13 protein-coding genes are annotated in these 12420 nt (G+C 67.0%); 6 read left to right on the top strand and 7 right to left on the bottom strand.

The features are described from left to right. Nucleotides 1-92: 92 nt before the first annotated feature. Together AB0M22_RS19640 and AB0M22_RS19635 are read right to left on the bottom strand one after the other, a co-directional pair. Nucleotides 93-1538, bottom strand: a complete 1446-nt coding sequence (locus tag AB0M22_RS19640; protein ID WP_364728377.1) for a molybdopterin-dependent oxidoreductase — start codon at nucleotides 1536-1538, stop codon at nucleotides 93-95. A gap of 785 nt (nucleotides 1539-2323) precedes the next feature. Continuing rightward, nucleotides 2324-3592: an acyltransferase gene (locus tag AB0M22_RS19635; RefSeq protein WP_364728374.1), complete on the bottom strand. Its 1269-nt coding sequence runs from the start codon at nucleotides 3590-3592 to the stop codon at nucleotides 2324-2326. A 62-nt stretch (nucleotides 3593-3654) separates the two neighbouring features. Between AB0M22_RS19635 and AB0M22_RS19630 the strand changes: the two genes are divergently transcribed. Continuing rightward, nucleotides 3655-4263, top strand: a complete 609-nt coding sequence (locus AB0M22_RS19630; RefSeq protein WP_364728371.1) for a TenA family protein — start codon at nucleotides 3655-3657, stop codon at nucleotides 4261-4263. Between the two features lie 200 nt (nucleotides 4264-4463). On the opposite strand, the gene AB0M22_RS19625 is transcribed toward AB0M22_RS19630, so the two are convergent. Further along, the gene (locus AB0M22_RS19625) at nucleotides 4464-5384 is read right to left on the bottom strand and encodes an NADP-dependent oxidoreductase (protein ID WP_364728369.1); all 921 of its coding nucleotides are present in this window, start codon (nucleotides 5382-5384) and stop codon (nucleotides 4464-4466) included. Between the two features lie 145 nt (nucleotides 5385-5529). Between AB0M22_RS19625 and AB0M22_RS19620 the strand changes: the two genes are divergently transcribed. Beyond that, nucleotides 5530-5979, top strand: a complete 450-nt coding sequence (locus AB0M22_RS19620) for a DUF1707 domain-containing protein (RefSeq protein WP_364728365.1) — start codon at nucleotides 5530-5532, stop codon at nucleotides 5977-5979. A gap of 52 nt (nucleotides 5980-6031) precedes the next feature. Here AB0M22_RS19620 and AB0M22_RS19615 read toward each other — a convergent pair whose 3' ends face one another. After that, complete coding sequence (locus AB0M22_RS19615) at nucleotides 6032-7423, bottom strand: glycine--tRNA ligase (protein ID WP_364728362.1); 1392 nt, start codon at nucleotides 7421-7423, stop codon at nucleotides 6032-6034. Between the two features lie 223 nt (nucleotides 7424-7646). On the opposite strand from AB0M22_RS19615, the gene AB0M22_RS19610 reads away from it, so the two are divergent. From AB0M22_RS19610 to AB0M22_RS19600, 3 genes are all read left to right on the top strand, one after another. Next, complete coding sequence (locus AB0M22_RS19610; RefSeq protein WP_364728360.1) at nucleotides 7647-7997, top strand: metalloregulator ArsR/SmtB family transcription factor; 351 nt, start codon at nucleotides 7647-7649, stop codon at nucleotides 7995-7997. A gap of 3 nt (nucleotides 7998-8000) precedes the next feature. After that, a complete protein-coding gene (locus AB0M22_RS19605) occupies nucleotides 8001-8447 on the top strand; it encodes a Fur family transcriptional regulator (RefSeq protein WP_364728358.1) in 447 nt (148 codons plus the stop codon). 139 nt (nucleotides 8448-8586) lie between these two features. Beyond that, nucleotides 8587-9567 (top strand): hypothetical protein, encoded by a 981-nt coding sequence (locus AB0M22_RS19600; RefSeq protein ID WP_364728356.1) that lies wholly within the window; start codon nucleotides 8587-8589, stop codon nucleotides 9565-9567. Between the two features lie 135 nt (nucleotides 9568-9702). On the opposite strand, the gene AB0M22_RS19595 is transcribed toward AB0M22_RS19600, so the two are convergent. Further along, the gene (locus AB0M22_RS19595) at nucleotides 9703-10677 is read right to left on the bottom strand and encodes a hypothetical protein (protein ID WP_364728353.1); all 975 of its coding nucleotides are present in this window, start codon (nucleotides 10675-10677) and stop codon (nucleotides 9703-9705) included. A 102-nt stretch (nucleotides 10678-10779) separates the two neighbouring features. Between AB0M22_RS19595 and AB0M22_RS19590 the strand changes: the two genes are divergently transcribed. Continuing rightward, complete coding sequence (locus tag AB0M22_RS19590) at nucleotides 10780-11382, top strand: TetR/AcrR family transcriptional regulator (protein WP_364728350.1); 603 nt, start codon at nucleotides 10780-10782, stop codon at nucleotides 11380-11382. A 6-nt stretch (nucleotides 11383-11388) separates the two neighbouring features. Here AB0M22_RS19590 and AB0M22_RS19585 read toward each other — a convergent pair whose 3' ends face one another. Together AB0M22_RS19585 and AB0M22_RS19580 are read right to left on the bottom strand one after the other, a co-directional pair. After that, on the bottom strand, nucleotides 11389-11664 hold the full coding sequence (locus AB0M22_RS19585; protein ID WP_364728348.1) for a YggT family protein: 276 nt from the start codon (nucleotides 11662-11664) through the stop codon (nucleotides 11389-11391). Between the two features lie 108 nt (nucleotides 11665-11772). Then, nucleotides 11773-12348, bottom strand: a complete 576-nt coding sequence (locus AB0M22_RS19580; RefSeq protein ID WP_364728346.1) for an isoprenylcysteine carboxylmethyltransferase family protein — start codon at nucleotides 12346-12348, stop codon at nucleotides 11773-11775. Nucleotides 12349-12420: the final 72 nt, after the last annotated feature.

Below are 12420 nucleotides of genomic sequence, written 5' to 3'. Positions count from 1 at the left end.
ACTGGCTTTAGGGCCGGATTTCGAGTGCGGATCCCGAGTTAGGGTGCGGATCTCGGTGAGAGAACGGTTCGTGGTTGCGTCGTAGGCGCTTTTTAGACCTCGATGGTGATCGTGTGGAAGCCGGAGGGGCCGGTGGGGAAGGGCGGGCGGTGCCGTCCTTCCTGGACTTCGCCGGAGCGGCTGATTGCCCTGGCTTGTACTTGGTGTTCGCCCGGGGGCAGTTCGATTGCGGTGCGCCAGCGGCGCCAGGCGGCGGAACCGAGTTCGGTGCCGAGATCGGCTGGGTACCAATCACCTTCGCCGATGCGGACTTCCACACCGGCGACGCCGTGCGGTGGGGCCCAGGCGACTCCGGCGATCGTGGTGGTGCCTGCGGCGGCTCGGCCGGGGGTGGTCACATCGATGCGGGCCTGCGGGGTTACCCAGAGCGGGCCCGCGGGCCAGCCGCGGCGCCACCAGTAGTCGACGTGGGTGTCGTCGGTGAGTTCCAGTTCGCCGAGCCATTTCGCGCCGGTGTACTGGCCGTAGAGGCCGGGGACGAAGACGCGGGCGGGGAATCCGTGCGCGGGAGTGAGGGGTTCACCGTTCATGCCGATGACCACGTAGCCGGGCCATTCGCCGGAGCGCAGCGGCTCGATCGGTAGTGAGATCGTGTAGCCGTCAACGGCTCTGGTGACCAGGCGGGTGGCGTCGGATTCGGGGATTGCGTGCTTCAGCAGGTCGGAGAGCGGGACGCCGAACCAGCGGCCGTTGGCTGCCCGGCCCTCGCCGGGGTGGTTGTGCACGCACACCATGACGGCGTCGAATTCCACTGCGTCTTCGGCCAATTCGTTCAGCGTCAGGCGCAGGGGGTGCGCGACCTTGCCGGTGACGGACAGTCGCCAGTGGGCCGGATCGATCCGGGGCGGGCGGAGATTGACGTCGGCGACGTACATCCGGCGGGCCGCGGTGACCAGCGGTGACAAGCCGGGCTCGTCCTCGAGTCCGTCCTGCGGCACGACGCCCAGCGCGCCCATCGGGCCGATGCGGCGAATGTCGTTGTCCTGCTTGCGGTCCAGGTCATGGTGCAGGGTGTGGGCGGCCGCGAACATGCCGGTGCCCGTTGCGATCCAAGCCAATCCACCGAGCAGTCCGTGTGGGCGCCTGCGTAACCCTGCGGCGAGCACCCCGCCGGCCGCGACGGCACCGGCCACGGTAGAGGGCGAGCGAGTCGACAATCGGGTCGCCAATGCGGCGACACCCGCGCCGGCCGCGGCAGTGACGGGTGTCCGCAGCCGATCGGGCAACGCGGCCAGCCCGACAGTCGCCGCGACCACACCCGCGCCGATACCCAACCGGGTAGCCACCTTGTCGTGCCGACCGGACATCGCGACCGTAGCCTCGACAACCGGCACCGGCACGACATCGATGACCGCCCGCCCCAGGGTGTCGATCAGCGAGCCGCCCCTGATCGCGGCGATCGCCTCGCCGACTCCCAGCGCCGCCAGCCCGACCGCGGCCGCACCGACCCCGCTGCTCCGGTCTCCGTTCGTCACCACCGCTGGCACACCCGCTTCCAACCCGATCGTCCGCTGTCCCCCAGCATTCTGCCCGACCCACAGCACGGCCAGCCGCTTTCACCCGCAGCCATCACCCGATCAGCACGCGCTACGGCCACTCGAGACCTGCACAGCCAGCGGCGATCCGCAGTTGATACCTCGACGGCAGACGACGGACCCGACTATCTCCGAATGGGACATCACGGCGTTCCTTCTCGCGATTCATCACCCTCATGTCCAGCTCGACGCGCGACTGTTCGTCGAGGGGACGTCATCGCGTGCTTACTCGCGATTCAGCGGCGTCATGTCCCGTTCAGCAGGAAGCTCGCCGGGTGCCGTTGCCGGGCATGGCCGTCTGCGGGGGGTTTCGCCTTGACCAGGTCGGTGACGGGGTAGACGACTATGCGCATTCCAGCGGTCATGGTGCCTCCTTGTCGGCTCGATCCGGTATGGCCCAGTGTTTGCTTGACCGGAGCCATCGAAGGAACGTGACAAATGGTCACGAGTTTCCTAGCCGCGCGGTTCGAGGAGCGGCCAGCGCACCTTTACCGGGTGGCGTACCACCATTCGCGGCAAACCATGGAGATCGTGCGACCGAGCCGCTTCGGCGATCGGCGGGGGCTATTCCCCGATCACCTCGGCGGACGACGCGATCAGCTCCTCGAATGTCGAGGCGATCAGGTGGTCTGTCGACACAACTGCCAAGCTGGCCGACCGCGCTCATCGCCGACCGATCGCGGCAATTCACGGGGATCGTGCGACCGAGCTGCTCAGGCGACCGGCGGCTACTCCTCGATCACCTCGGCGGATAGCTCGGTCAGCTCTTTGCGGACTGCAGTGAGGAGATTGTCCGCGTTGGCGCCGCCGCCTAGTAGGCCGACGGCTAGTTGGCCGTGGAAGGTGTAGACGAGGAAGGTGATTGCGGCGGAGGCGCCGGTTGAGGGTTTGGGGTGGGCGGAGAGATAGACGATTTCGTAGTCGGTCAGGGTGAGGCCGACCGGGGTTCGGAATCGGGGTACGGCACCGGTGTTGGTGATTGCTATGTGACCGGCCAGGGAGTGGATTCGGTTCGGGCCGTAGAAGTCGGGGAAGTGCAGGACCGACTGTTGCACGATGCCCGCGGCCAGGTCGGCGCGTAGGCGTTCCGAAATCCGTTGGGCCAGTTCGAGAATGCTCTCCGCGGGATCGATCTCGGCGGCGAACGAGGCGAGTCCGGCCATGTTGGTGCCTTCGGCGGGTGCCACTCGCGGGTCCAGTCGTGGCCGCATGTCCACCGGGTACAGGCAACCCAACGGCACCGGACCGTCTGTGGCATTGGATGTTTCGGCAGCGTAGGCGCGAAGCAGCGCGGCCGTGATCAATCCGTTGACGCTGACACCACGCTGATGACCCAGCACCACGATTCGCGCCGTCGTCGCCTCGTCCAGCCGCGCACGCTTAGGCCAAGCAAGCGAACTCGGTGCCGGATCATCCACGGGCACAGGCGCTGCCACCGCCGGCAGCGGCTTGGTCACGTCCTCGAAGCCAGACACCCCGCCCGTGACGATCCCCCGCTTCGCCACATGCCACTCCAACGGTTGCGGATACTCCTGCGGCACAACACTTATCGGCGCGGATTCGACGATGTCGGTATAGAACCCCCAGAACCGCGACAACAGTTCGACGCAGTGCCCGGCATCCGCGATGCTGTGATGCGCGAACAAGGTGACCCGCCACCGACCCGCACCGGACACCGCATCCAGATAAGCCAGCTGCGTCCCGGGGTCCACCGGCGTCGCCGGCAAACCCACAGTCTCCACATCGCCCTCGGTGACCGAGGCACCGATCGGCGAATCCCCTGGGCGCAGTAGATATCCCGTGCCCGCCTCGTCTTCCCCGATCCGGCAGAGCACCACCGGAAACGCCACCTGCAATGCGGCGAAAGCTTCCTTCAACGCCGCGACGTCGAGCTCTCCCGTTACCGACACCGACCGGCCCGTGTAGGTGCCGTGCCGTACAAACCGCTGTTCCGACGGCGCCAATACGCGCACCGTCGCATCCTCATCCCGCAACACCTCGCAAGCGTGCGGCAACACCGGCCGGGGCGCAAACGAACGTATGCGGAAGACTGGCCGACATGAGTCTCGCCGCACATCTGGAAGAACTCGGCCGCCCGCTGGTCGAGCATCAGCTCGATCACCCCACCGTGGCGGGCATCGCCAAGGGTGATCTGCCCGAGCCGGTCTTCCGTTCCTGGCTGGAGCAGGATTACCTCTTCCTGCTCGACTACGTCCGCGTCTTCAGCCGCCTGGCCTGGCAGGCCCCGCCGGCGCACCTCGGCGACCTGGTGGACCTGGCGCACGCCACCTATCACGACGAACTCGCACTGCACCGCTCATTGGCCGCGGAGTTCGGCGCGGACCTCGGCGGTGTCACCAAAGGCGTTGCCTGCGCGGCCTATACGACGTTCCTGCTCGACTCGGCCGCCGACTACGCCGAGGGCCTCGTCGCCCTCTACCCCTGCATGTGGGGCTACTCCACACTGGGCGCCCGCCTCGCCGAGAACCCACCCGCCGAACCCCGCTACCGCCGCTGGGTCGACACCTACGCCGACCCCGCCTTCGCCGCCCTCACCCGCCGCTGCGCCCAAATGATCGACGAAGCAGGCCCCGACCCGGACCGCGCCGAAACGCTGTTCCGCGAAGGCATGCGCCACGAACTCGCCTTCTGGGACGTCCCGCGCTGAAACCGCACACCCCTTGTTTCCCTGCACCTGGAATCGCATCCGATTCCAGGGCGGAGCATCAGAAAGATTGCGGGAAGCCAGCACCGCAGGACGATCTTGCCGACGGCCGCGCACCTTCCCGAAGACGCACACCTTCTGATTTCCCGCACACCAAATTGCATGCGATTTCGTGTGCGGGAAATCAGAAGGTGTGCGGGAAGTCAGGGGTGCAGGACGATCTTGCCGCGGGTGTGCCGCTGTTCCAGTTCGCGGTACGCGTCTTGGACCTGGTCGAGCGGGTAGGCGCCGGCGATCGGCACCTCGACGGTGCCTGCCGCGGCGAGGTCGGCCAGCTCGGTGAGCACATCGATCGTCCCTGCGGCGGCGTTGCCGTCGGCTTTCACGCCGTATTTCTCGACGGCGGCGAAGTTGATGATGGTGTCGATTCGCTCGACCGGAACGCCGATTTCGACGGCGATGTCCACGTAGTCGGCACCGAACGTATCGATGAACGCGTCCACACCGTTCGGCGCGGCGGCCCGGAGTCGATCGATCAGCCCGTCGCCGTATGCGACCGGCGTCGCGCCGACCTTCCGCAGCCAGTCGTGGTTCGCCGGACTCGCGATCCCGATCACGTCAGCCCCGCGCACCCGCAGCAGTTGCACCGCGATCGAGCCGACACCGCCGGCGGCACCGGACACGACGACCGTGTCGCCGGCATTCGCCTCCACCGCCCGGATCGTCGCGAAAGCCGTTGTGCCCGCGACATATAACGCGCCGGCGACATCCCAGTCCAGCCCGGCGGGCTTGGGCGTCACCTGAGCGAACGGCACCACCACATGCGTCGCGTGACTGGCGCGGTCGTCGGTGAACCCGAGCACCTCGTCGCCGACCTCGATACCGCCGACCTCCGCCCCGAGCTCGACGATGCGTCCCGCGAAATCGGATCCCTCGCCCGACGGAAACGTCGAAGGCCAGCGATCGTGCATCGCCCCGCTGCGGATGTACGCCTCGCCCGGATTGATGCCCGCCGCGACCACGGCGACCACCACCTGTCCAGGCCCGGCGGTCGGCGTCGGCACCTCGACCACCCGCAACTCATCGATCCCGCCATATCGATCGAACTTCACCGCTCTTGCCATGCTGAGCTCCTCGATTCGGTGACTAACGGCACATCGAGCGTCAACGGACCACTCGGTCCGGATATTTCCCCCGCGACGCCGTCGGAAAACCCGTAGACCGGCAATTGGAGGGCGGATCGCCCGTAATCGCCCTACGCTGACAACCGTGGGAGCGGAGAATGTGCGGGCGTCTGATGCCGACCGCGAGAAGATCGTCGAGCAACTGCGGCATGCGATGAACGAGGGCAGGCTGACGCTGCACGAATACGACGACCGGTTGCAGCAGGTGTATGCCGCCAAGACCTATGGCGAGCTGAATCCGGTGCTGGCCGACCTTCCCGCGCAGCGCGTTTCGCGCCCCCGGGACCTGAAGCGCATACCGCAGTGGATCGTCGTCATGTGGACGCCGTGGGTCTTCGTGAACATGCTGACCCTGTTGATCTGGGTGGCCACCGGCGCGGGCTACTTCTGGCCGTTCTGGGTGGCGGTGCCGTGGGGCATGGCGTTGCTCATCCCGACGGCGATCGGAATCACGGTGCGCAACAACGGTTCCGGCGCGGAGCGTCCGCCGCTCCCGCCGACGCCACCGACTCCCCCGCTACCACCGACGCGCTGAAACGACGAACGACCCGCACCGATCATCCGGCGCGGGTCGTTCGGTCGAAAGGTCAGGAACCCAGCAGATGCTGGGCCAGGTAGCCCTCCACCTTGTCCAGCGCGATCCGTTCCTGCGTCATCGAGTCCCGCTCGCGGATGGTCACCGCTTGGTCGTCGAGCGTGTCGAAGTCGACGGTGATGCAGAACGGGGTGCCGATCTCGTCCTGGCGACGGTAGCGGCGGCCGATGGCGCCGGCGTCGTCGAACTCCACGTTCCAGTTCCGGCGCAGTTGCGCGGCAAGGTCTTTCGCCTTCGGCGTCAGGTCCGCGTTGCGCGACAACGGAAGTACCGCCGCCTTGACCGGGGCAAGCCTGCGGTCCAGGCGCAGCACGGTGCGAGTGTCCACGCCGCCCTTGGCATTCGGCGCCTCGTCCTCGGCGTAGGCGTCCACCAGGAACGCCATCAACGAGCGGGTCAGGCCGGCCGCGGGCTCGATCACGTACGGCACGTAGCGCTCGTTGGTGGTCTGATCGAAGAAGCTGAGCTCGGTGCCGGAATGCTCCGAGTGCGTCTTGAGGTCGAAGTCGGTGCGGTTGGCGACGCCCTCGAGCTCACCCCACTCGTTGCCCTGGAAGCCGAAGCGGTACTCGATGTCGGTGGTGCCTGCCGAGTAGTGCGACAGCTTTTCCTTCGGGTGCTCGTAGAGGCGCAGGTTGTCCGGGTTGATGCCGAGATCGGTGTACCAGGAGAAACGGGTCTCGATCCAGTACTTGTGCCACTCCGCGTCCTCGCCGGGCTTGACGAAGAACTCCATCTCCATCTGCTCGAACTCGCGGGTGCGGAAGATGAAGTTGCCGGGGGTGATCTCGTTGCGGAAGCTCTTGCCGATCTGGGCGATGCCGAACGGCGGCTTCTTGCGCGCGGTGGTCATCACGTTCGCGAAGTTCACGAAGATGCCCTGCGCGGTCTCGGGCCGCAGGTAGTGCATGCCCTCCTCGGACTCGATCGGGCCGAGGTAGGTCTTGAGCATCATGTTGAAGTCGCGCGGCTCGGTCCACTTGCCGACGGTGCCGCAGTTCGGGCACGCGAGCAGGTCCATGGTGACCGTGTCCGGGTCGTCGATCTTGTGCTTGAGCGCGTACGCCTCCTGCAGGTGGTCCTGCCGGAAGCGGTGATGGCAGTTCAGGCACTCCACCAGCGGGTCGTTGAACACGCCGACGTGGCCCGAGGCCACCCACACCTGGCGCGGCAGGATCACCGACGAGTCGAGGCCGACGATGTCCTCGCGGCTGGTGACCATGGACCGCCACCACTGCCGCTTGATGTTCTCCTTGAGCTCGACGCCCAGTGGACCGTAGTCCCAGGCCGACTTGGTGCCTCCGTAGATCTCACCGCTCGGGTACACCAGACCCCGGCGCTTGGCGAGGTTGGCAACGGTGTCCACCTTCGACTTGGGTGCCACTCGAGAATTCTCCATCCACTACGAGTCGGATTGTGCGTTCAGGCCATTGTTTTGCGAGTACGCAACGATACGAAGACAGACTATCGGCCCTGCCTAACCTACTTTCCACCGCACGGGCAACCTCCGGCGCGGTGCGGCGAACGCGCACGCTCCGGCGCGTCCGTTTGACATGCGCAACTGTGCATATCAAAATGGGATCGCTTTCCAATAAGGAGTTGGTGCCATGACCGCCGAGACCGCCACCACCCATCCGCACAACCCGTACCGCTCGCCCGCCCCCGCGGCGGTGCCCGCGCGGACCGTCCTGGAGGACGCGGGTGAGCTGCTGCGCGCCCTGGCCGCTCCGGTCCGCATCGCCATTGTGCTGCAGTTACGCGAGTCGCCGCGCTGTGTGCACGAGCTGGTCGACGCGCTCGGGGTCACCCAACCGCTGGTCAGCCAGCATCTGCGCATCCTCAAGTCCGCGGGCGTCGTCCACGGCGAGCGGTCCGGTCGCGAGGTGCTCTACGAACTCGTCGACGACCACCTCGCGCATATCGTGGTCGACGCCGTCGCGCACGCCGAGGAAGGGTAATTCGTGCCAGAGAACAGTGTCGTTCCGCAGAAGCCGGTCGGCATCCGCAGCACCAGGCAGCGCAGTGCCATCGCGGCACTGCTCGGTGACATCGAGGAGTTCCGGTCCGCGCAGGAACTGCACGACGAGTTGCGCAAGCGCGGCGAGGGCATCGGGCTGACGACCGTCTACCGCACGCTCCAGTCGCTGGCCGACGCCGGCATGGTGGACGTGTTGCGCACCGATTCCGGCGAGTCCGTTTATCGCCAGTGTTCGACCGGGCACCATCACCATCTGGTCTGCCGGCACTGCGGGCGCACCGTCGAGGTGGAGGGGCCGACCGTGGAGGCCTGGGCAGGCGCGATCGCGCGCGAGCACGGGTTCACCGAGGTCAGCCACACCATGGAGGTGTTCGGCACCTGCGAGTCGTGCGCGTCGGCGGGCAATTGCGACGGCCGGACCACGATGTAGTCCACGCTTCGGTTCACTCAGCGGACCGAGCCCTGGTTAACACCGAGCCTCCCCGTGCAGATTTCAACGCGAACCCACGAACGCCCGGCCTACCCGGGTGTCGCGCTCTGGGGTTGCACATCTTCCGGGAGGCTCTGCCGTGCGCTCGACCCTGATTTCATCCGTAGTTCCGGCGCGTAGCCGCCGAATCCGCACCGCCGCAACGGCGGTCGCGCTGCTCGGCGCGGCCACGCTGGTCCTGACCGGGTGCAACGACAAGGACGGCGCGGCGACACCGGTCTCGGCGACACCGGCCACCAGCGCGGTGGCCAACGGCTCGCCGGGCAGCAACAACGCGAGCCAGTCGACGGTGCGCACGGTCGGCAAGACGGGCTGGTTCGAGGGCTTCGACATCACCGTGAACAAGGCGACCGTGGTGCCGGACGAGTTCGGCGGCGCGAAGGTGCTGATCGACATCACCTACAAGAACAGCACGCTCGACAACAAGACGATGAGCAACAACACCTCGCTGCTGGTCGGCAACGAGGTCGACGGCGGCGCGCTGTGGGACAACCCGACCGTGCCCGGCGGCGGCTCGGCGACCGGCAAGGTGACCACGTCGGTCAAGTCCGCCAAGGACGCCGAGCACCTGATCGACACGATGACCGTGGTGTACGGGCAGGCCGCGGACAACCAGACCAAGATCCCGCTCAGCGCCGCGGGCAAGGTGGAGAGCGTGCAGCCGAAGACGCTGCCCGTCACCGGCACGCTGGTGCAGGACCAGACCACCATCCAGGTGACCGCGGGCAAGCTCGGCCCGAGCTACACCAAGGACGAGCACGGCAAGGACGAACTCGCCCTGCACATCAAAATTATTGGCGGAGCGGGCATCCCGGCCGGCGGCAGCAACATCTTCACCGAGTACTTCTCCCTGAAGACCCCCGACGGCCAGAGCATCGTCGCCGACGACCGCGGCCAGATCAACGAACTGCTCGGCGCAGGCCAGACCATCGACAACGCAAAGAACTACGTCGTATTCGTCGTCCCGGCCCCCGCCACCGGCAACTACGTCCTGACCTACAACAGCCAAAAGGAAGAGGGCGCCGCCACCGCCCCGACCCTCGCCTTCACCGTCAGCTGACCCGCACAGACCGAAATCGCGAGGGTCCGTCCCCGACGCATCACCGATGCACACACGCACACCCCCTGATTTCCCGCACAAGCAATCGCATGCGATTCGATGTGCAAGAAATCAGGGGGTGTGCGGCTTCGGTGGTCAGCTGGCGGTGACGGGAACTGGTTCGGGGGTGGGGGTTTCGGCGGGGCGGCGGGTGCGTAGGGCGCCGATGCCGAGTAGGGCCAGGGCGGCGGCGGACCAGATCAGTAGCACCGCAAGGGGTTTGGCTGCGCCTGCGCCGTCGAAGAAGGCGACGGAGCGGAGTAGGGAGGAGGCGGCGCCGGGCGGGAGGAGCTGGCCGATCGCGCCCCAGGGCTTCGGGAGGAGTTCGGGGGCCGAGGTGGCGGCGGAGAACGGGTTGCCGATGAGCAGCATGGTCAGGGCGGCGAGGCCGATGCCGGCCGCCCCGAGTGCGGCGGCGGAACCGACGACGACGCCCGCGACGGCGAACGAGACGAGACCGGCGACGGCGGACAGTTCGAGGTAGGAACCCGGGACCACCGACATCCAGCCGTGGATGATCTCCATGCTCAGCAGTCCGCCGACCACACCAAAGGTCAACAGTCCCAGCGTTTTTCCACTGATCGTCGGGACCAGCAGACTGAGCAGCACGCCCGCCCCGATGCCCGACAATGCCAGCGGCAGCACCATCGCGCCGAACGCGGTGCCCCGCGGATCGTCGGGATCGGCGGCAACAACATCCTCCACCCGGGGCGCAGGTCCCCCGGCCAGCTGCTGGCCGATCTGCGTGAGTTGTTGCGCGACAACCGGACTCGCGGCGGAGGCGATCAGCACGCGCGGCGGCCCGTCGCCGGTGACGATGGCGCCGTACACCCCTCGATCCTCGATGGCGGCGCGCGCGGCGGCTTCGTCGGCCGGGCGGGCGATGTCGAAGGCGTCCGGACTGTGCTCGGCGAGCTGCGTCACGACCAGGTCGGCCTGTGGGCCGGTGACGGCAATGGGCAGATCGCGCGGGGCGATATTGGCTGCGGGCCAGGCGAAGGCGATCAGCATCAGCGCCTGGAGCAGGGCGGCGCCGACACCGACGGCGAGCGCGCGCTGGGTGGTGGTCATGACGTTCTCCCGTAAATCGAATGACCGTTTTCTTTGATGCTCACATCGTCGCCCGCACCACCTGAGCTTGTCAAGAACGGATGTTCGTTTTACTTTGTACGCATGCCCAGAGTCAGCGAAGAACACTTAGAACGCCGCAGGCAGCAGATCCTCGACGCCGCGCGCCTCTGCTTCTCCCGCAAGGGCTTCCACGAGACCTCCATGCAGGACGTCTTCGCCGAATCCGGCTTGTCCGCCGGTGCCGTCTACCGCTACTTCAAGAGCAAAGACGACCTGATCGCGGCGCTGGCCACCCAGACCACGGTGCCGCTGCGCGCGCTGATGACCGAGCTGATCCGCGCCGATCCCCTGCCGACGCCGGACCGCTTCGTCGCGACGATGGCCGAGCACATGGTCGCGAACAGCGGACCAGAGGGCCCGCTGCGACTGGCCCCGCAGGCGTGGGCGCTGGCCCTGGTGGATGCCGATGCCGCCGAGTACGTCAAGGACGCGATCCTCGGCATCCGGGCCTGCTGCTACGAATACACCGAGCGCATGCGCGAGGAGGGCTGGCTGGCCGCCGACGCCGACACGCACGCGACGGCCACCGCCCTCATGGGCGTGCTGCCCGGATTCATGTTGCAGCACTTGATCATCGGCGATCTCGCGCCGGACACCCTCGCCCGCGGCCTGCGCACGCTGCTCGCCTACGACGGCCCCGCCTGACCTACGTCAGAAGCTGAACGCGATCCCGCGCAGCACCAGCGCGACGATGAACACCGCGGTGAAGGCCAGGTCGATGGACAGACCGCCGGCCCGGATCGGCTGGAGCACCCGCCGGACCGGCGCGATCACCGGCTCGGTGGCGGCGTGGGTCAGCTCGCGGGGACGGTTGGCCCAGCTCGGGTTGTTGCCGAGGGCGGCCATCCAGTCGAACACCATCCGCGCGAGCAGCAACACGATGAACACGGTCAGGGCGTAACCGATCAGGGTGCCGATGAGGCTCATTCCGAACTCCTTCGTGGTGGCCGCGTTGGCCTTCTACCAGTGTCAACGCAGCGGGCGGGGTCGAAAGTGTCGCGTTTGCCGGATTCTCAGATGACTATCAGTCAGTGCTCACCACAGGCCGGGAACGAGCCGTTTGGTGCCGGTCCGATATTCCTCGTAGGGGTGGCCGAGGGTCTCGACCAGCGCCTTCTCTTCGACGTCGATCCGTCGGCTCAGGGCATAGATCGGCAGGACGACGGCGACGACCAACGATATCCAGTTGGCCGCGGCCAGGCCCAGGCCGACCATGATCAGCAGAATTCCGGTGTAGGACGGGTGGCGCACCCATCGGTACGGCCCCCGGTCGACCACCGTCTGGTCGGTGTCGACCTCGACGGTCGTGCGGAACGAACTGCCGAGCACGATGATCGCCCAGATCCGCACCACCAGGCCAAGCCACATGATCGCGCTCCCGGCGATCTGCCACGGCAGGTGCGCACCGGAGAACTGGAACACGCTGTTCGCGGACAGGAAGTACATGACGAACAGGGCGACGTTGGCGGCCGTCGCGACGACGATCACCAGGGTCAGCCGGGTGCCGCCGTCGTTCTCGGTAGACCCCTTGCGACGCAAGCGATCTCGAATCCGTAAGCCGATCTCCAGCAACAACCACACCCAGGTGGTGACTTCGGCCGCGTACCTCATATTCGCTCCCTCGCCCGGTCCCGTGTCGCCGGTACCGCGAGCAAACCAGCAAAGACGGTGCGGCGCATCAGG

Source organism: Nocardia sp. NPDC051756, from assembly GCF_040681495.1.
Taxonomy (GTDB): domain Bacteria; phylum Actinomycetota; class Actinomycetes; order Mycobacteriales; family Mycobacteriaceae; genus Nocardia.
This window is presented reverse-complemented; position numbering and strand designations above follow the sequence as displayed.